12 protein-coding genes and 1 pseudogene are annotated in these 19,329 nt (G+C 64.1%); 6 read left to right on the top strand and 7 right to left on the bottom strand.

Translation table 11 applies throughout. The annotated features are described in order from the left end of the window. Positions 1-200 precede the first annotated feature (200 nt). Entirely contained in the window at positions 201-1,928 is a 1,728-nt protein-coding gene (locus tag ACVILL_RS11390) for a hypothetical protein (RefSeq protein ID WP_456729123.1), read from the bottom strand. Between the two features lie 359 nt (positions 1,929-2,287). Between ACVILL_RS11390 and ACVILL_RS11385 the strand changes: the two genes are divergently transcribed. Beyond that, on the top strand, positions 2,288-3,139 hold the full coding sequence (locus ACVILL_RS11385; RefSeq protein ID WP_456729122.1) for a caspase family protein: 852 nt from the start codon (positions 2,288-2,290) through the stop codon (positions 3,137-3,139). 292 nt (positions 3,140-3,431) lie between these two features. Here ACVILL_RS11385 and ACVILL_RS11380 read toward each other — a convergent pair whose 3' ends face one another. Together ACVILL_RS11380 and ACVILL_RS11375 are read right to left on the bottom strand one after the other, a co-directional pair. After that, positions 3,432-4,310 carry an efflux RND transporter periplasmic adaptor subunit gene (locus tag ACVILL_RS11380; RefSeq protein ID WP_456729121.1) on the bottom strand — a complete coding sequence of 293 codons (879 nt, stop codon included), beginning with the start codon at positions 4,308-4,310 and terminating at the stop codon, positions 3,432-3,434. Positions 4,311-4,317: 7 nt separating this feature from the next. After that, positions 4,318-5,214 (bottom strand): alpha/beta fold hydrolase, encoded by an 897-nt coding sequence (locus ACVILL_RS11375; RefSeq protein ID WP_456729120.1) that lies wholly within the window; start codon positions 5,212-5,214, stop codon positions 4,318-4,320. 421 nt (positions 5,215-5,635) lie between these two features. Between ACVILL_RS11375 and ACVILL_RS11370 the strand changes: the two genes are divergently transcribed. Further along, positions 5,636-6,676 carry an IS110 family RNA-guided transposase gene (locus ACVILL_RS11370; RefSeq protein WP_456729119.1) on the top strand — a complete coding sequence of 347 codons (1,041 nt, stop codon included), beginning with the start codon at positions 5,636-5,638 and terminating at the stop codon, positions 6,674-6,676. Positions 6,677-7,006: 330 nt separating this feature from the next. On the opposite strand, the gene ACVILL_RS11365 is transcribed toward ACVILL_RS11370, so the two are convergent. From ACVILL_RS11365 to ACVILL_RS11350, 4 genes and pseudogenes are all read right to left on the bottom strand, one after another. Further along, positions 7,007-7,276 (bottom strand): hypothetical protein, encoded by a 270-nt coding sequence (locus ACVILL_RS11365; RefSeq protein WP_456729118.1) that lies wholly within the window; start codon positions 7,274-7,276, stop codon positions 7,007-7,009. A 117-nt stretch (positions 7,277-7,393) separates the two neighbouring features. Further along, a complete protein-coding gene (locus ACVILL_RS11360; RefSeq protein WP_456729117.1) occupies positions 7,394-7,603 on the bottom strand; it encodes a cold-shock protein in 210 nt (69 codons plus the stop codon). Positions 7,604-7,812: 209 nt separating this feature from the next. Beyond that, a pseudogene (locus ACVILL_RS11355) lies at positions 7,813-10,250 on the bottom strand (adenylate/guanylate cyclase domain-containing protein). A gap of 144 nt (positions 10,251-10,394) precedes the next feature. Continuing rightward, positions 10,395-12,458, bottom strand: coding sequence for an AsmA family protein (locus ACVILL_RS11350; RefSeq protein ID WP_456729116.1), 2,064 nt, complete (start codon positions 12,456-12,458; stop codon positions 10,395-10,397). Between the two features lie 212 nt (positions 12,459-12,670). Here ACVILL_RS11350 and ACVILL_RS11345 point away from each other — a divergent pair, with 212 nt between their 5' ends. From ACVILL_RS11345 to ACVILL_RS11330, 4 genes are all read left to right on the top strand, one after another. Continuing rightward, entirely contained in the window at positions 12,671-13,345 is a 675-nt protein-coding gene (locus ACVILL_RS11345) for a Crp/Fnr family transcriptional regulator (protein WP_456729115.1), read from the top strand. Between the two features lie 447 nt (positions 13,346-13,792). Then, entirely contained in the window at positions 13,793-14,428 is a 636-nt protein-coding gene (locus tag ACVILL_RS11340; protein ID WP_456729114.1) for a pyridoxamine 5'-phosphate oxidase family protein, read from the top strand. Between the two features lie 953 nt (positions 14,429-15,381). Then, entirely contained in the window at positions 15,382-16,542 is a 1,161-nt protein-coding gene (locus ACVILL_RS11335) for a L,D-transpeptidase family protein (RefSeq protein WP_456729113.1), read from the top strand. Between the two features lie 1,573 nt (positions 16,543-18,115). Further along, positions 18,116-19,144, top strand: a complete 1,029-nt coding sequence (locus ACVILL_RS11330; protein ID WP_456729112.1) for a hypothetical protein — start codon at positions 18,116-18,118, stop codon at positions 19,142-19,144. Positions 19,145-19,329: the final 185 nt, after the last annotated feature.

Genomic DNA, 19,329 nt, shown 5'->3' with positions numbered 1-19,329 from the left:
TCATCCGGCGATGTGCGCCATCCTCCCCTGGAGGGGGAGGATCGGGTCGCATGAAGCGCAGCGCAATGCGAACCGAGGTGGGGTGAAGGTCTATCCATTCAAACAGAGCCCGTGTTGAGAGATCACCCACCCCGTATCGCATCTTGCTTCGCGCGATGCGATACGACCCTCCCCCTGCAGGGGAGGGTAGAGTAACGCGATTACACCGCGGCCATTCGTCGCTTCGCCAGCGCCAGGCCCATCAGCACGAAGGCCGATGTCACCTCGGGCCCGCCGACCAGGATGCGCGTCGGCGTCTTCATCTTGTTCCACTCATAGGCCCGGTAGGGTCCCTTGCGGCCGCCCTCGCCGAGGCCTTGCACGATGCAGTGCAGCGCCGGCGTGAAGGTCGAGACCTCGGCGTTCAGATGCGCCAGCGCCATCAGCGCCAGCGCGGCGTCGAACGGGTTCATCTCATGGGTGATCAGCTCGCCCTTGACGTAGCCGAGCACGCGGGCGCGGATCAGCGCGAACACGTTGCCGGGATCGATGATGCGCTGCGCCGTCAGCGGCAGCGCGATGAAGGCGGCATAGCAGCGGCCGAAATAGGCCGAATAGAGCTCCGGCAGATAATAGATATGCGAGCGCGGATTTTTGAACGCGCCGCTTTCGACCAGATTCTTCTGGAAGGCGATGATGCGATGCACCGTCTCCAGTCGCTGCGGCGTCTCGATGATCCGCCAGCGGGCGAGGTTGCGGAACGAGACCTCGAGGATGTCGAGGTTCAGCGTCGGATCGAGATCGTTGCCATAGGGCCGCTCGCCCCTGAGATTGTCGACCCAGGTGACGACGCCGCCCTCATAGTCGATGTGATCGTTGAGCGGCACGGTGACAACAGGCTCGTTGGCGCCCGCGCGCACCTGGTAGCCGCGGAAGAGATCCAGCAGCGGCTGCGCGAGGATCGGATCGTCGGAGCCGGCCTGGGTGGCGGCGGAGAACGAGCACACCGTGGTGTCGACATCGGGCACATAGACGCCGAAGCCCAGGTCCTGCTTGATCTGGGCGAAGAAGCGCGAGAAGCGTGGATGCCGTCCCGGCGCCAGCGCGGTGACGACCTTCACGTTGGAGCCGTCATGCGACGGCACCTCCTCGGCACTGGTCTGGAGACAGAAATCCACCATGTCGGCGATCGCACGCCGCGCCGCGCCTGCTTCGTCCGGTGACGCCAGCCCGGTCTCGACAAAGCCGAGCAGCGCCTCGGTGAAGAACGCGTCGTAATAGGCCGAGCGATGCCGGATCTGCACCGGCTCCCACATCGGCTCGGCGATGCCGCGCCACGGCGGATTGATCAGCGCGCGCGCCGGCGAATGCGCGATGAAGATCCGCGCCAGGCTGAACAGCAAGGTCGAGTTCTTGTAGCCGCGCGCGTTGAGCCCGGTCAGCGCCATCAGCATCTCGCGCCCGCTGATGTCGGCATCGCCGATCAGATTGAAGGCGGCATAGGTCGGGATGAAGCCGTTTTTGCCGAACGAGCCGAGCAGGTGCGCGCCGGTCTTGCGGATCGCACGGTCGATCTCGGCCATCGCGGGCGGGCGCGCCGGCGGGGTCGCGACCGGCGGGGCGGGGTGGCGCACGCCGATGCCGTCCATCAGGTCAGCGACGGGTGCGCCGATCGCGGCCCAGTCCGGCGTCTCGGCGTCGCGCGCTTGCGTCAGCGCCGCACGCAGGCCGGCGAGGCGGTCGGGGTCCTTCAGCGCGGGCAGGCCGGTGCGCCGGAGCAGGGCGCGCAACGGCGGATTGCCGAGCGCGGTCCGGTAGAACTTTCCGAGATGGGCATCGCCGCCGCGATAGGCCTGCAACACAGGGTCGCAGACGTCGTAAAGCGACGGGCCGTCCTTTTTGACGGTCAGCGACCGGCACACTGCGCCAGCGATCTCGTGAAGGCTCATGAATCCCTTTCTCGCGGAACCGGTTAACGCCGCCGCCCCGCGGTGTTTCCTCCGGCTCCTCCCCAAACCCGCAAGCCTTTGGAAAGCTACATGAATCGGCACAAAACACAAATGTGACGGAGATCACGTAACGGGATCTTAACAACGTCAATGGCCTGTGCCGGGCGGCAGCATGCAGCAAACCGGGTTGCCCCGGCCGCCCGGCCGGGTTAAGGGAGTGTTTGTTGCGGCGCCGCAAATTGAGATCAATTCAACGGCACACACAGCTCAACCCCATTAAACCTGACCGCCTCTGACGCGACTAACTGGCGCGATTTCGTTCGAGCGCCATCGGGACAAAGATTGGGACTAGGAACGTTATGAACCTTAGGCAGCCTCATATCTCCCGCCGCACCATCGCCTTCGCGGTGGCCGTGGCCGGCACGGTGTCGCTGGCGATCGGCGCCCATGCCGCGCTGAACAAGCGGACGATGGATGTCACCAAGGGGGCCGACAAGGCCGTCACGTCAGAGCTGACCGGCGGCATTCCCGCCGGCACCTCGCGCCTCGCGCTGATCATCGGCAACGGCCATTACCCGGACGCGGCTGCGCCATTGGCCCAGCCGATCAACGATGCCCGCACCCTGTCGACCGCGCTGCGCCGCGAGGGGTTTGACGTCGACGTGGTCGAGGACGCGACCAAGGACGACATGTTCCGCGCGGTCGAGCGCATGAAGGCCAAGATCCGGCCCGACACCGTCGTGATGCTGTTCTTCGGCGGCTACGGCGTCCAGGTCGGCCGCGAGAGCTACATGATCCCGGTCGATGCCACGATCTGGAAGGAAGCCGACGTCAAGCGCACCGGCGTCAGCGTCGAATCCGTGCTCGATGCGATGAAGGAGCGCGGCGCGAAAGCAAAACTCGTCGTGCTCGATGCCTCGCGCCGCAATCCCTATGAGCGCCGCTTCCGGGCCTTCTCGCACGGCCTTGCGCCGATCAGCCCGCCGGAGAACACCATCGTGCTGACCTCGGCGACGCCGGGCAAGGTCGCCGACGATTCCAACGGCGCCAACAGCGTGCTGGTCTCCGAGCTGATCAACAACCTCAACGCCCAGGCCGGCGCCGAAACCGCCTTCAACAAGACCCGCGTCGCGATCTCGCGCGCCAGCGAAGGCGAGCAGGTGCCGAGCGTGTCGTCCTCGCTGCTGGAAGACATCAAGCTCGGCGGCTGAGCCCGGGCGCGTTGAGCGCGGCTTGGGCCGCGCATTCATCCCATAATCGCAAGCATGCTGTGTGGAGAGAATCCCTCTCCCCCAACCCGCCCCCGCAAGGGGGGAGGGAGCCTGACAGCGTGCTCACGTCGCGCGGCGCATTGCTTACATCTGAGCTTGTGTGAGGAAGCCACCAGCGGATGAGTTCCCTCCCCCCTTGCGGGGGAGGGTTAGGGAGAGGGGTACCGCTTGCTCCGCTGCAGAACGAATCGTGTAGCGCCGCTGTGTGAACCGCGCGTCTGACCGTGCGCTTTCACTTTGCGTCCGCGCTCGCGCCCACCGGCCGCACCGGATCGCCTTCGCGCAGCAGCGCGCCGGCGCGGGCGACGACGATGTCGCCTTCCTGGATGCCGTCGCGGATCTCGACCTGGCCGGCCGACATCAATCCGGTCTCGACCCGCCGCGTCTCGACGCGGCCGCCGCGCACCACCTGCACCACGGTGCCGGCGGTGGAATAGAGGATCGCGGTCAGCGGCACCGCGACGCCGCAGCTCTGCCCGGTCTTGATCTGCGCCCGCCCGCTCGAATTCACCAGCAGCCGCTGGTTCGAGCCGATGCCGACGAACACCTGGCCGAGCTGGCTGTTCGGCTCGACCGTCGGCGCGATCCGCCGCACCTTGCCGTCGAGATTGCCGGCGCCTGATATCTTCAGCTGCGCGGTCTGCTCGGCCTTCAGCTTGGCGATGTCGCGGGTCGGCACCATGCCGACCAGGTCGTATTCGCTCTTGGTGATGATCGAGAACAGCGCGTCCTTGCCGGAGGCCGGGGCGCCGACGATCGCCGACGACGCCGAGATCGTGCCCGCGACCGGCGCGGCGACGTTGCTCACATTGGTGCCGTCGGTCAGCTTCGCCAGCACCTGGCCCGCGGTGACGGTGTCGCCGGGATCGGCCATCACCTCGGCCACCTTCAAGCCGAACCGGTCGGGCCGGATCTGCTGCTCGTCGCGCGCCATCACGATGCCGGAGACCTCGACGATATTGCCGAAGCAGAATTTCGAGGCCTTCAGCACCGTCACCGCCGCACCCTTCGGCAGCGCATCCGTCTCGCCCGCGGCGAGCGCGGGAGAGGCCGCGACGAGAAGCAGCGCCGAGGCGGCGAGGGCGGCGGTGCGTATGCGGGGCGAAATCATCGGCGGACTATTCCCAAAAAGAGGGCCTCCTGAATACCAGATGCCGCCGGGCGGAACCAGCCGGCTGCGCCGTCTCAGCCGCGCCCGCATCCGCCGCCAGCTCCAGCTTTGCGAGTTCCTCGGCGCGCCAGATGTGCCGCAAAATCTCCGGGTTGACCCGCTCGGCATGCGTCACCGGCAGCATGTGGCCGGCGGCCGGCAGATGCCGCAGCTCGGCGCCATCAATGATCGCGGCAAGCTTGGCGACAATGCGCTGCGTCACATAGGGCGACAGCCCGCCCGACATCAAAAGCGTCGGCACCTTCAGCGCGCCGGCGGCGGCCGCCACGCCATCGAGATCGAGCGCGGCGTTGAAATCGTAAGGCAGCTTGTCGGCCTGCTCGATCATCCGCAGCCGCCCGCTCGGCGAGAACTGCTCGCGCGGCCCGGAGCCGGCCCAGAACGCGGTGAACGCCTCCACCGCCTCCAGCGCCGCGCCGTCGAAAACATCCTGCGACACCACCCGCGCGATCCGCGCGAAGCGCTCGTACAGCCGCGCGTCGGCCGGGGTGTCGCGCAGCAACGTCGGCAGCACCGGCTCGATCAGCGTCAGGCTGCGGATGCGCGGCGCATAAGGCGATGTGGTGGCCAGCCGAAACGCGATCGCCCCGCCATAGGAATGCCCGATCAGATGGATCGGCCCGCAGGCCTTGGCGAGCCAGGGCTCTAGCCGCGCGATCTCGCCATCCAGCGTCCGCGGCCAGTCGCGCCCGCAGGCGGCGACGCCATAGCCGGAAATATCCGGCGCCATGAAGGGAGTGCCGACAAGCGCGGCCGCAAGCTTCGTCCATTGCCGTCCCGACCCCAGCGAGCAGTGCAGCGCCACCACCGACGCCGCATCCGGCGTCCCGTCCAATCCCGTCATCAAACCCATCCTGCGTGTTCTTGTTGTCGTGCAGGCGCGCGTTCGCACGCGCCCGTCATGACGCGAGCGAGGTGGGGGTGGGGTTATTCCTGGGAGGGGAGCAGGAGGTCGTGATCGTGATTGCAGCGCCAATCAGATTCACTGGATGTTGATTAGGGGCTCGAGTGAACTCGCGGCAACGAAAGCAAGCGGCGCAGCAGCTGGAGTTTCGTGTTGCAAATGTGAATCAGAAACGCCGCCGCATACACGCTGTCGTCCCGGTGCAGGCCGGGACCCATTACCCCGAATGGTGGTTGTGGCGCGAGGCTGGGGCGGCGATCCCTCTCATCACGAACAGCGGTGGTTGATGGGGTGGACGGCCCCCTACGGCATCAGTGTGCCAGAATGAGGTTGTTGCAAATCTCAGACAAGGGAGCCGTCCGTGAGAGAGATTATCCGCATTGGAATGGATACGTCGAAGCATATTTTTGTGCTGCATGGGGTTGATGCGGCGGAGCAGGCGGTGTTGCGCAAGAAGCTGTCGCGCAAGCAGGTGCTGGAGTTCTTTGCCAAACTGCCGCCGACCGTGGTCGGGATGGAGGCGTGCGGTGCGGCCCATTACTGGGCTCGGGAGCTTGGCAAGCTCGGCCATGAGGTGAAGCTGATGGCGCCGCAGCTGGTGAAGCCGTATGTGGAACGCAACAAGAATGACGGGCGAGACGCGGACGGGCTGTGCGAAGCGATGAGCCGGCCGCGGATGCGGTTTGTGCCGGTGAAGAGCGCCGAGCAGCAGGCCGCGCTGATGCTGACGGGCGTCCGCGACGGGCTAATCGCCCGCCGCACCCAGCTCAGCAATGCGATCCGCGGCTATGCGGCGGAGTTTGGCCTGGTCGCCGCCAAGGGACTGGACAAGATCGAGCCGCTGCTGGCACGGATTGCGCAGGACGAGAGCCTTCCGGCGCTGGCGCGTGAGCTGTTCGCCATGCAGGGCCGCGACTACACGCAGCTGCAGGGCGAACTGAAGACGATCGAGGCCAAGCTTTTGGCCTGGCACCGGGCCAACGCCACGAGCCGCCGTCTGGCCCAGATCCCCTCGGTCGGTCCGATCATTGCGACGGCGTTGGTGATGAAGACCCCCGACCCGCACGCGTTCCGCTCCGGCCGGTGGTTCGCGGCCTGGCTCGGCCTGACACCCAAAGACCATTCCACCGCCGGCAAGACCAGGCTCGGCAAGATCACCCGCGCCGGCGACGAGACCCTGCGTCGGCTGCTCGTGGCAGGAGCCACTGCGGTGATCCGGCAAGCAAGGCTCGGACGCGGCCAGCCCTCGCGCTGGCTCGTTGCGCTGCTCAAGCGTAAGCCGCCGAAGCTGGCGGCGGTGGCGCTCGCCAACAAGGTTGCCCGCATCGCCTGGAAGCTGATGGTCACGGGCGAGAACTACGACGCCGCACGGATCAATGCCGCGCCGGCAATCGTCACCTAAGAGTTTGGCCGGCCGGACGCTGCACTCGCCGGCCGAACCGGAGCTGCAAGAGCAGATGGAATGATCGATCGATCCAGCACGCGAGACAAGCCGCGGGACCCATTGGCCTTCAGAAGGTCGCCAGGTTGTTTGGCACTCGCGTCGCGGAAACCATCTTGGCCCAGCGGTCAATCCGACCGCATCAAACAGGCCGGACATATGGATGACAGCGATCCGACCAGTTCCAGAAACCTCTTGTGCCACGGGGGCCGTCCACATATGGGTCCCGGCCTGCGCCGGGACGACGTGGGGAGAGAATGTCGCCTGCTCCGCCGCGAGCGCGGCAGCCGGTCAGCGCACGATGCGCTTGACGCGGCGCGTGGTCTTTGGCTTGGCGGCCGTCGGTGTCTCCGCTTGCGTTGCGGCGCCAGCGTCGCGGGCTTCGCGGAGTGCGCGCAATCGTTCCATGTTCTGGCGCACGGCGATTGCCTCGCGCTCGACGTCGGCCATGGCGCGGGCGCCCTCTTCGGCCGCAAGCCGCTGGCGCTCGGCGCGGGCCAGGCGGTCGGAGGTGGGAGCGGCAGGCGCTTTGACTGAAGGCGTTCGGGCGGCCATGGTCATCCTTGCTTCAAATACACCAAGGCCCGCCCAACCTGTTCAGATCGAGCGGGCCTCTCCGTCACTCCAGTACATCCGTGGAATGACGCTGCAGCATTTGGCTCGCAAACGAATGCGAACTCAGACCAGCTGAAGATTCTCGGCGCTGGTCTTGCCGCGCATCTTGTCCGTCTTCAGCTCGAACGAGACCTTCTGGCCTTCAGCGAGGCCCGCCAAGCCGGCGCGCTCGACCGCGCTGATGTGAACGAACACATCCTTGCTGCCATCGCTCGGCTCGATGAAACCAAAGCCCTTCTGGCCGTTGAACCACTTCACAGTACCTGTCGGCATTCTCTTCTCCAAAACGCGCCTATGCGCATGTGTTGCGCAGAATTGCGCACCATCGATTGAACTCACGATGTCTTTGGAGGAGGGCCGTTCTGACCATTCAACAAGGCACAACGGCTAATCGAATGTGGCAAACATACACACTTTTCGCGCGAATGCAAGGTTCGGTGGTAGCGGGTTCCCGCTTTGGACGACGCGGGGAGGGAGCTGGGCTACTCCGCCGCGGCCTCCGCGCTCGGCTCTCCCTTCCAGCTGAGGATCTCCGCCGCCAGGATCGGATGGTTGAATCCCTTCACCACGAGATCGTCGATGGCGCGGCCTTCGACGTAGGGTTCGACCATGCCGTAGACGCGGCGGCTCACCACGATCTGGTTGGGCTTGGCCTCACCGCACAGGCGGGAGGCGAGGTTGGTGACGCTGCCGATCGCGGCATATTCCAGCCGCTGCTCGAAGCCGACCTGACCGAGTGTGGCATAGCCGAGCGCGATGCCGACGCCGAAGCCGAGACTATGGCCGCGGTTGCGCCACTTCTCGGTCAGCGGGCCGACGGTGTCGCGCATCTCGACCGCCATCTTCACGGCGCGCGCGGTGTGATCGGCGAGCTGGATCGGCGCGTTGAACAGGATCATCACGCCGTCGCCGGCATATTTGTCGAGCGTGCCCTCATATTTGAAGATCAGCTTGCCGAGTGCCACGTGATATTCGCGCAGCACGTTCATCGCCTCCTCGGGCTCGGTCGCCTCGGTGAACGCAGTAAAGCCGCGCAAATCGCAGAACACCACGGTGACCTCGCGGCGGTGGCTCTCGAGCAGGCCCTCGGGATTGTCCGATGAGGCGATCAGCTGCGCCACCTGCGGCGCCAGGAAACGCTCGAGCTTGCGGATGCGCTCGATCTCGCCGAGCTGGGTCTCGACCCGCGCCTCCAGCGACTTGTTCCAGTCGGTGAGCTGCTCGGTCTGCTCAAGCAGCTTGTCGGCCTGCTCGCGCACGGTGGAATTGGCCTCTTCCAGCGCGTGGCTCTTCTGGTCCACTTCGGTGAACAGCCGCGCGTTGCGCATCGCCAGCACCGCCTGGTGCGCGAAGGTCTTCATCAGGCCGATCAGGCCCGCAGGGAAATCGCCGGCCGCCTTGCGCAGCACCACCAGCGCGCCAAGCACGCCCTGCTGATCGACCAGCGGCACGATGAGCACGGAGTGGAAGCCGGCGCCGACCACGACGTCGCGCAAGGGATGTTCGAGTTGGTCGGTAAGATCTGCGAACGCCAGCGGCTCGCCCTTCGCCGCGGCCTCGCCGAGCGAGCTGTTCTCCGCATCGATCGCGCGCGATGACCGCCTTCGGCCTCGCTATTGATGCCGATCGATTGCGTCAGGTTGAATGTGCGTTGCGCGGCGTCATAGCCATAGATCAGCACGGCGTCGGCATGGGTGATCTCGAGCGCGCGGGCGGCGACCGTCGGCAGCACCGCGTTGAGATCGAGCGAGGACGCCACGGCGCGGCCGACCTCCTCCAGCACCTTCAGTTCGTTGATCGATTGCGCGAGGTCGCGGGTGCGCTCCTTCACCTTGGCCTCGAGGTCGGAGTAGGTCTCGGCAAGCTGCCCCGCCATGCTGTTGAATTGCCCGGCGAGCTCCTCCAGCTCGTCCGCGGTCTTCACCTCGATGCGATGGCCGAAATCGCCCGCGCCAAGCCGCCGCGCGCCGGCGCGCAGGGCCGTGATCGGCACCAGCATGCGGCGCGCCAAGATCGTGCCGGCGATGATCGCGACCACGAGACCGAGCGCGATCAGGAGCGCGATGCGCACCAGCTGGTCGCGGATCGGCGACAGCGCCTGCGCGGTCGGCTGCTCATAGAACACGTGCCAGCCGAGATTCGGCGCTGACGTCGCCGTCGTCAGCACCGCGTTGCCGTCGATATCCTTGCCTGAGGTGATCGGCCTGCCATTGGGCGACAGCACCGCGGCGACCTGCGGCAGCGCGGCGAGATCCTTGCCGACCTCGGGGCCCTTCGACGAACTCGCCAGCACGCGGCCCTTGGCGTCGACGACATAGGCATAGGCGAGCCGGCCGACCTGGGAATCGCCGAAATAGTCGGTGAGAAAGCGCAGGTCGATCTCGGCGACGGTGACGCCGGCATTGAAGCCGGAATGCTGCTCGCCGATCGACATATAGGGCCGCTTGTCGCGGAAATACGCCGGCGCATAGGCGGTGCCGCGCTCGACCGCCTCGGTGAAGCGGAGGTCGCGGGAGAAGTCGACGTTGGAGTTCACGGTGGTGGTCTGGCGCGACAGCCGCAGCACCTCGCGGCCCTGGCCGTTGATCAGGGTGAGCTGGTTCACCGCCGGCACCTGGCCGAGCAGCTGGGCATAGTCAGCTCGGCGCAGCTCGATGGTGTTGGAGGAGGCGCGGGTCACCCAGGAGATCTGGCGCTCGAGGTCGGAGATCGACTGCTCGATGCGCTTGGCGGTGGCGTCCGCCTTCTCGCTCATCGCGTCGGTCAGCGTGCTCTTGATGCCGCGGTAGCTGATCCAGGTCTCGAGCGCGCCGTTGACCGCGAGCACGAACACGACAAGGCCGACCAGCGCGAGGACGTATTTGGCGAACAGGCCGCCGCGCAGGAACCAGTTCTTGCCCTTGTCCGTAGCCCCGCTCATCCAGCCTCGTCCGTCCCCTCCAATCGATCGGGTGCGCCACTGTATCGGGGGCTGTTTAGCACGGATCGGCGGGGCGGGGCGGCCGCTGCGGCCGCATGGTTAGCCGTGTCCCCCTTCGATAATGGCGGGGGATATCCGGGAATATCAGCGATTGAACAGCTGACGCAGCACGTCGTTCATCGCGGGATTGTCGTGCTGCTCGGCGGTGTCGGCCGGCGGAGGAGCGGGCGGTGGGGCCTGGTCGGCGGCCGGCGGTGGTGCGTCCGGCGCGGGCGGGGCGGTGCTGCGGCTCGGGCGGGAGGCGTTGCCCTGGTTCAGGGTGGAGAGGCCCTGCTGTAGCAGGTTCCCGATGGTGTCGCCGAGCTGCCCGCCGAGCGGGTTGTTCGGGCCGGCCGCGCCGCCGGCACTCTGGCCGCCGTTGCCGGGCTGGCCGCCGCCCTGCGCGCCGTTGAGCAGGTTGGTTAGCCCGTTGAGGCCCTGGCTGAGACCTTGGCCATTCTGCCCGAACAGGCCCTTGCCCATCTCCTTGAGCTTGGCATAGGCGGCCTCTGGATTGTCGAGGATGCCCTGCATCTCCGGATAGATCCGCGGGCTCACCCAGGGCCCCTCGAGCATCACGGGGATGCCGAGACCGACCGGATTGCCGGCGCGGCCCTGGCCTTCGGTGGTCATCACGAGCTGCGGCTCGACGCGGAATCCGATCTGCCTTGTGTTGAGATCGATGGTGCCGACCCCGGTCATCTTCACCAGCGGTCCGATCAGGTTGAGATCGGTGGTGACGGCCTGGCCCTTGTCGACCTTGAACGAGGCCGAGAGCTGGCTGAGATCGGTCGACAGCTCCTGGCTCTGCTGCCAGCCCGACAGGGTGCTGGTGGTCAGGTTGCGGATCATCTGCGCGAGGTTGAGGCCGAGGATCTTGCCGTCCTGGAACACGACGAAGGCGGTGCCGCCGAGATTGCCGACGATGGTGCGCTCGCTCGTGCCTTGCGAGGTCAGCGCGATCTTCGCCTGCATCTTGCCGTCGAGCTTGTCGAACTCGGCGAGGCTCTTCAGCACCGGCAGCGCGCGCACGCTGGCGAGATCGAGCCGCATCGCGTAGGTCGGAGCAGCGCCCCTCGCGTCGATCGTGACCTCGCCATTGGCGGTGCCGTCATAGGCGCCGAGATTGGAGAGCTTGCCCTTCAGCACGCCGCTGTCGACCGACGCATCGATCGCGGCCTGCGCGAAGCGGCCGTCGCCGATAACGAGCTCGGCTGTCGAGATGCGCGCCTGCGCGTCGACATAGTTGAGCCCGTTGAGATCGATCGATGCGTTGCTCCAGGTGTTGGTGCCCAATGATTGCGTCGCGTCGGACTGGCTCGGCGTCATCGCGATCGAGATGCGCTGGAAGTCGAGATCGAGCTTCACCAGCGGCTTGTTGCTGGCGAAATCGACCGAGGCCCAGCCGGTGAAGCCGCCGTCGCCGAGCGTGCCGGAGACGCCGTTGAACATCACGACCGTGCCGTTCAACCGCGCTTCCGCATTCGCCTTGATCGCCGCGGGCAGCAGGCCGGGCGCATCGATGTTGAATTCGGCCGGCACGCTCTGACGTTCCAGCGGCGCTTGCGGCGCGGTCGCGCGGATCTCGAATTTCAGCGGCTTGTCGCTCGCACGCGCCTTGCCCGTGATGACGATCTTGCGGTCGCTGCCGACCGTCGCATCGACGGTGAGCGCCTCGATCCGGTTCTCGACCCGGTCGCGCGCATTGGAGAGCACGACGGTGCCGCCGGTGATGCTGACATGGCGGATCGTGATGCCGGCATTGTCGGACCCGGACGTCTTCGCCGGCGGATTGTGGTCGCGGGTGCGCTCACGCTGCAGCGGCAGATTGACCACGGGCTTCTCGATCGCGAGGTCCGTGATGTCGGGTCGGCCCGACCACAGGCTCGACAGCGTCATCTCGGCTTCGACGCGAGCGGCGGCGAAGCGGTTGTTGACCTCGCGCTCCCGCGGGTCCCGCAACACGACGTCGCTCAGCGTCAGGTTGACCGCCGGCCAGAGGCCGACCTTGGCGCCGCCATTGATGGTGAGCTTGTAACCGGTCTCGCGCTCGACCCGCTCTGTGACGGCGGACGTGAGGAAGGAGGACGGGATTCCGACCACGGCCAGCAGCGCGATGATCGCGATCACGGCAGCGACGGCGGCCCCGACAAATCTCAGTGCTCTCATGTCCTCGTTCCAGGCCGGGCAAGCAGGGTTCCGCCGCGGAAAGGCGCGGCTGATTGCATGAGATTATCCCGCAAACGGGACCTCGCTCCAATGACCGGAAAAATAATCCGTTACCAGCATGAACTTATGTGACTTCTCCCACACTCTTATGAGGGTGATTTTTGCTAACCGGGCGTCAGGGGACCGCTCGGATGGATTTGGAAGGCAGTACAATGAGCAAACAGGCCGAATTTGCGGTCATTCTGAAGATGAATCCGATGTTCGCCGATCTCGGTGCGGATGAGTTGCAGCGGCTTTCCGGCCTCTGCCACACCCAGCAGCTCACCAACGGCGAGGTGCTGTTCCAGAAAGGCGATCCCGGCGATGCCCTGTTTGGGGTCCGCCGCGGCCAGATGCGGATCGAAACCGGCGCCGCCGACGGCAGCCGGCTCACACTGAACTTCATGGGGCCTGGCGATCTGTTCGGCGAAGTGGCCGTCCTCGACGGTCAGGATCGCACCGCGGATGCGACTGCGGGCGAGCAGACCGAATTGTTCGTCTTGCGGCGGGAGGATTTCCTCGGCTTCCTCGAACGCGAGCCCAAGGTCGCGGTCCGGCTGATCGCATTGCTGTGCCAGCGCATCCGCTGGCAGAGCGAGCGGATGGAAGAATCCGTGCTGCAGCCGCTACCGGTCCGCCTCGCGCGCCGGCTGTGCGCGCTGGCCGAGGATTTCGGTTCCGAAGTGCACATCTCGCAGGAACAGCTCGGCATCTTCGTCGGCGCCGCGCGCGAAAGCGTCAACCGGCAACTGCAGACCTGGCGCAAGGACGGCATCGTCGACCTGCAACGCGGGCGCATCATGCTGCACAACATGACCAAGCTGACGGCGGTCGCACGCAACGATTAGCGTGTTTCGAGCGAACTGGACGCCGGTTCACGTCAAGAAGGCACGTCAGACAGGGAGTTGGACGGTTGGATGCAACGCGCGCGCGAAGATGACATCCTCTCGCGCGCTTTGCTTGCCAATGTTGACGCACTCTTGCCTAAAAGACGTGCTTGCATGATGAGGCCGGTATCGCTTTCATCCGCGTGCCGGTCCTTGGGGTGACACCCAGCCTTGCTGGCCTCACGCCATCCACCTGCAAACCCCTGCGGTCTCTTTCCCGTTGACCGCAGGGGTTTTGCTTTCCGCGGCTGCGCGACGCGATTCACGTACTCGAAGCCACATCGAGATCGGCGTGGCGCAGATGCTGGCGCGGCGCAGGAACACGCCGATGGATGCGCGCTTCTGCGCTCTGGACTATGCTGTTCCAGCATTCTACTCCGGTGCTGGAATGGAAAAGGGAGGTTCCTCATGGACAACCAGGGCGCGGGCGGCAAGCCGCCGGTCAGGTCGCAGGAGGATCTCCGCGGCCATTTCGGGCAAGTCAGCCCGCTCGCGGAGAAGAAGGTCCTCCACCATCTCGACAAGTTCTGCCGCGACTTCATCGCGCTCTCGCCGTTCCTTGTTATCGCCTCCAGCGACGGCAAGGGCCATGCCGACGCCAGTCCGCGCGGCGATGCGCCGGGCTTCGTCTCCGTGATCGACGACAAGACGCTGCTGATCCCGGATCGCCGCGGTAACAACCGCGTCGATACGTTCGGCAACATCATCGCTTCGCCCGGGGTCGGGCTGATCTTCATGGTGCCCGGCATCAACGAGACGCTGCGCGTCAACGGGCGGGCCGAGATTTCGCAGGAGCCGGATCTGCTGACCCCGCTGACGGTGCAGAACGTGACGCCGATCATCGGCCTCAAGGTGCATGTCGATGAAGTCTACTTCCATTGCGGCAAGGCACTGATGCGCTCGAAGCTGTGGAGTCCCGCTGCGCAGGTCGAGCGCAACAGCTTTCCGACGCTCGGTCGGATCATCGCCGAGCAGACCGCCGCTGTTGAGGTCGAGGTCGCCGAGAAGGCGATGGAAGAGGCCTATCGGACGCGGCTCTATTAGTGCGCACCTATAAGTCCATCCTCCCGAACGGCGTCCGCATCACCGTCAGAAGCGGACAAAAGAGGCGTGCTTGGTCATGTCGGCTAAGGGCCAGAAGGTGACGAATCGTGGCGGTGCTTACCGTATTGAGGTCGTCCCCTCGATTGGTGGACACTCCCGATAGCCAAAGCGCTCAATCAACACACTACCTTCCAGCGTATGGTATACATCGGTCTCCATGTGATGACCTTCCAGCAGATAGCGCCGCAGTTCTTCGCTATACCGGGCAAGTAGCGCGTGGCTTGCACGAGTGTCTGGACCAGTGTGGTTTTCCGCAACGTCATGGCCAGCATGTCAGTTGAGCATCGCGCTGAACACAGACATTTCGGATGCCAAGGAACAGCGTGCAAGCCGATTTGCAGATCCCTTGGATGCGAAATTCATCGCCGCTCGCGTTGTACTGACGGACGATCTTCAAGAAGTCCGGAATATAACCACCATCGGCAAACGGTCCGGAAGACCCCGCCGCCGACCACGCACGGGAAGCCAAAGCGCAGAGTATCGCAGCGCAGATCCAAAACCGTCTAAGCATCAGCATGGAACCGAAAAGGGGTCGCAGTCGCGCCTGTTCTGCCGCGTATTGCTGCGGCCACATGGGATCATAGGGCTTGATCGGGCTAGTGAGCGACATGTCTCAACATTAGGCCGAAATGCGAAGTCAGCCTAGACCGCCGAGAGGCAGGAGCTGGCCACTGTGGGTCACAATGCGAAGAACCCACCTTGAGCAAACCTAGTCCGCTACACGTCCATGAGCGGACCTCAAATCTACGTGCCGCCACTTCACTTAGGGCCAGAAGCGGACGACGAGACCAAGCGTCTTGGCGTCCCCAAAGGCCAACGATAAGCTCGAGCGTCTCCGGTGACTACGTCCATCTGGGCTTGCCTTACGAACCCACTGATTACACGCTACCCAAATGAGCAGATTCCACCCCCGAGGTAAGGTCACGATCGGCGCCACGGCACTCCGTGCGCTTGTGCTGACTGCAGCTTTCTTCGCGGCGTTGTCGCCGGCCACCTGCCTTGGCGAAAACAGCAACCGCTTGCCGGCCAAGGCTACTAAGGAGCTACCGCCCGAGTTGCTCTCGCTGCTTCGACAAAAGAAGATGCCAAAATACTCGCCCATCCTTGTGCGCGTCTTCAAGCAAGAGGCGGAGCTCGAAGTCTGGAAACAGGACACCACCGGCCTCTTCAGAATCCTCAAGGTGTACCCGATCTGTCGGTGGTCGGGGGATCTCGGGCCGAAACTGAAGGACGGTGACCGTCAGGCTCCAGAGGGGTTCTATACGATTACTCCCGAGCTGATGAATCCCCACTCCGATTACCATCTCGCGATTAACGTCGGCTTTCCCAACAGCTTCGACAAGGCAAACAATCGCGACGGCAGCTTACTCATGATCCATGGCGACTGCTCATCGAGAGGTTGCTATGCCATGACCGACGAACAGATAAGCGAGATCTATTCGCTAGCGCGGGACTCCCTCGGCGGCCGACCGTCCTTTCAGGTCCAAGCTTATCCATTCCGCCTAACGCCGGCAAACCTGGCGCTGCATCGAAATAGCCCGAACCTCTCCTTCTGGAAAATGCTCAAAGTCGGCAACGATCACTTCGAGACGACGCATCTCGAACCTAAGGTGAACGTGTGCAATCGACGCTATGTGTTCGATGCGCAAGCTCCACCAAATTCGCCGTATCCTCTCGTGTTCAGTCCCACCGATAAGTGCCCCGCGTTTGTCGTGGATTCCAAAATTGCGCGGCGGGCGCTTGAGAAGCAACGTACCGACGAACTCGAATTCGCGCGATTGCTCAATGACAATGTGCCGGCAGCCCCGATCTATAGCGGACTGGACGGCGGAATGAACGAGGTTTTTCTAGCAAAGTATCTGGTCAGAGTGACGCTTGCGAAAGTGATGCCGTATGCATCTTATCTGCCGCAACTGCCGCCAATCCCCTGGGTCACCAACGATGGTTCGTTGACGAGTAGATGGTTTGGCACCTCGTTCTCGAAACCGATTGCATGTGATTTGGCTCGTTCCAGCTTCCTGTCGACCGTCGTGGAGGGAGACGACGGGTGCTAGAGCGCACGGTCTACTTCAGGCTTGCATCCAGAGTCAGCTGCCGGGTCACTGCCAGACCTCGCGAATGCTTTCTCAAGGTCTCAATACGCCCGGAAGCGGAGTGCGATGAAGCGCTGCGCGAGTCCGCTCGGGCTAGGTGTGGACCCATGCGTCTCAGCTAAGAGCGAGTTATTCGATCAACTCGTCGGCGCGGGTGAGCAATTTCGGTGGGGCGCCTTCGCGCAAACTTAAATGACGAAGTGATTGCACTCGCGCGTTAACCGCTTTCCATCCCGCTGCCACTGCGAGGTTAAGGCGGCCACTCGGCGAATGCTCGGGTGCAGGTCTGCTATGGGTCAAAAAGCGACATCCCGGTCTCGGGGCCGCGCGTCCGCTGTACCCTTGAACCCGGACATTCTCGGCGAGGGCCCGGAGGTCAGCAACGGGCCATTTCCGGACTCCTGCATCGCAAGAAGTCCCCTGCAAAAATAACGAGCCAATCTAAACATCGGCCCCGAGTGGCAGCTGTTACTTGCAGCCGCGGCAAATCGTGAGCTTGCCCTTCAGCTTGTCATCGTCCGCGGGATCGACTGACTGCTGTCCCGAGAGATGACCTGCTTCTTGATTGAGCTTGGGCTGCTTTGCCTGGCGCGACCTGACGGGTCGTGTCGTCCGGCTTGGTGTGTCATCGTCGATGCCGACGCTAAAGCCATCGTAATCGGGGACCGGCCTGGCGGACGGCGACGACCTGTTGATCGCTTGTGCCGGCGAAACGTGGTCGGACTCCGACGGCGCGTGTTCGACGGTCGCAGATCGTGGGGCGGCCGAGCGTGGTGGCACATCTTGAGCGGCTCGGGGCGGCGCCGAACTCTTGGTGGTCGCCGTCGGAGGCCGAACGTTGGTTGCGTGCGGAGACGCCACCTCCTCATTCGACGGCGGCGGCGCAAGCGAAAGCGGAGGGGAAGGCGACGTCTGACATCTCGCGCTGTCGTGTGACCAAATTCCCGCCGCAAACAGAGCAATGGCAAACAGCGTTGCGCTTTTCATTTCCTGTCCTGCAAATTATTAAAAAAATTGATCGCGTGACTTCTACGGCCACGCGTCGGCGAAATGCCCCAATCTGACATGACGATCAAAATTGACGGAAGTGAGGAGCCATGCCATGGGCAGATGAACCATGGCGCAGATACATGCGCGCTTCGGACCACCTCGTTCCTGGCCGCAATGGTCTGCTTTGGGTCTTGGTCGTGTAAAAAACAAAAGCTGATCATGACGGCCGGCCCAAGCCCAAGTCGGCCCATTCCAAGTCGGCCCATTCTCCGATAGCCGACATTGCGGCCGGAGCGAGGTTGGCTACGGCCCATTAGCGACATTGATTGGCCTTCCGCGTTCTGCGGACAACGGAGTAGACTACGCCTGCTGCCGTCCATGCCGATTATTGTGGGGGGTACGGCCGTGAAGCTCGCCGCCGAAATTTTCTGCCTCGCGCCGCGGCGGCCGGCCACATTGCATTCCGGCCGGCGCGGAAGGAGGCTCTCGTTTCCGCACGCAAGATTTCCCGTTGACGGACCGAACCAGGAGAGGACAACCAGACATGGCCGCCTTTCGAGAGGTTTTCCGCCGCTCCGGCATCGATGAGGGCCGCAGCCCGCCGGGCATGGTGGTGCCGTTCGGGAGCTCCAACATCGTGGCGCTGATCGACCCCGGAAGAAGGCTCAAGGTCGATCCCAATCCCCATGCCCTCGGAATCAAGGAGATCGATGGCGCCGATACCCTTAGACGCGTCATGCAAGCCAGAGAGACCTTCTCCCAACCCGATATCGATCCGCAGCTCAGGGCAGCGTCACTTCCCGCCACCTTCAATGGCGATGCACGGTTCTTCGAAATCAATGGCCGGATCAAGCCGATCCCCTTTCCCGGCCTGGAGGTGGTGGCCCGGTCGGCGCGCGGGGAGATCGAGGCCAGGCTTCGTGTCGCCGTACTGCGAGAAATCACGATCAAGGTGGCGTTCCGCAATGTCATGGTTCCGGGGAGCGGCGGCACTCCGGCGTTTCACGCCAAGAAGCCCTGCAACGAGCAGGACGAACTGCTGACGATGAACAATATATGGAGGCCGCAGGCCAACATCCGTTTCGAGCGGGTGCCGAGCGACTGGCTGGTCATCGACGACTCGCAGCCTGACGTCAAAAAGGAGATCGCCAATGCCACCGGCATGAAGGATGTGAGCCTGGCGATCCTTCCCGATCTGATCGACGTCGAAAAAATGAAAGGCTTGTTCGTCAAGCACAAGGTCAAGGGCGCCCACCTGACCATTTTCTGCGTCGACAAGCTGTTCTCCAATGGCGGCTACCCCAATGGCGCGTTTGCCAGATCGCTGGACCTTGCCTTCATCTGCTCGCAACGCGGGCCGAACACGTCTGCCCATGAAGCCGGCCATTTTCTTGGCTACTACTCGAAAAGCCCGACCAAACCTTGGGACAGCCAGGGCCACACACTGGAGGTCGATCCGAAAACCAGAAAGGAAAACCGGGCGGAAGACATCAAGATGCTGATGCGCGGCGGAGGCGCCGGGTGGAAAATTCCGTTCAATCTCGTCAAGGAGTTTCGCGACTTCCCCGGCTAGAGCATGATCCGGAAAAGTGGAAACCGGTTTTCCGAAAAGATCATGCTCAAACAAAGAGATGAGATCGTGATGCGATTCCGTGGAAACGCATCATGATCTAGCATCCGAAGGTCCGAAAGAAGCTGGAGATCGCTGCAGGCGTTGAATGGATGGACGGCCGCCACCGCAGTCACCGCAATGAGTAT

It is taken from the genome of Bradyrhizobium sp. USDA 3364, from assembly GCF_054056355.1.
This window is presented reverse-complemented; position numbering and strand designations above follow the sequence as displayed.

Bases quoted from the DNA above. Each gene is read 5' to 3' on its own strand.
- ACVILL_RS11335 (WP_456729113.1), top strand. From the start codon at position 15,382: ATGAGCAGATTCCACCCCCGAGGTAAGGTCACGATCGGCGCCACGGCA.
- ACVILL_RS11350 (WP_456729116.1), bottom strand. From the start codon at position 12,458: ATGAGAGCACTGAGATTTGTCGGGGCCGCCGTCGCTGCCGTGATCGCG.
- ACVILL_RS11330 (WP_456729112.1), top strand. From the start codon at position 18,116: ATGGCCGCCTTTCGAGAGGTTTTCCGCCGCTCCGGCATCGATGAGGGC.
- ACVILL_RS11375 (WP_456729120.1), bottom strand. From the start codon at position 5,214: ATGACGGGATTGGACGGGACGCCGGATGCGGCGTCGGTGGTGGCGCTG.
- ACVILL_RS11345 (WP_456729115.1), top strand. From the start codon at position 12,671: ATGAGCAAACAGGCCGAATTTGCGGTCATTCTGAAGATGAATCCGATG.
- ACVILL_RS11360 (WP_456729117.1), bottom strand. From the start codon at position 7,603: ATGCCGACAGGTACTGTGAAGTGGTTCAACGGCCAGAAGGGCTTTGGT.
- ACVILL_RS11380 (WP_456729121.1), bottom strand. From the start codon at position 4,310: ATGATTTCGCCCCGCATACGCACCGCCGCCCTCGCCGCCTCGGCGCTG.
- ACVILL_RS11390 (WP_456729123.1), bottom strand. From the start codon at position 1,928: ATGAGCCTTCACGAGATCGCTGGCGCAGTGTGCCGGTCGCTGACCGTC.
- ACVILL_RS11365 (WP_456729118.1), bottom strand. From the start codon at position 7,276: ATGACCATGGCCGCCCGAACGCCTTCAGTCAAAGCGCCTGCCGCTCCC.
- ACVILL_RS11385 (WP_456729122.1), top strand. From the start codon at position 2,288: ATGAACCTTAGGCAGCCTCATATCTCCCGCCGCACCATCGCCTTCGCG.
- ACVILL_RS11340 (WP_456729114.1), top strand. From the start codon at position 13,793: ATGGACAACCAGGGCGCGGGCGGCAAGCCGCCGGTCAGGTCGCAGGAG.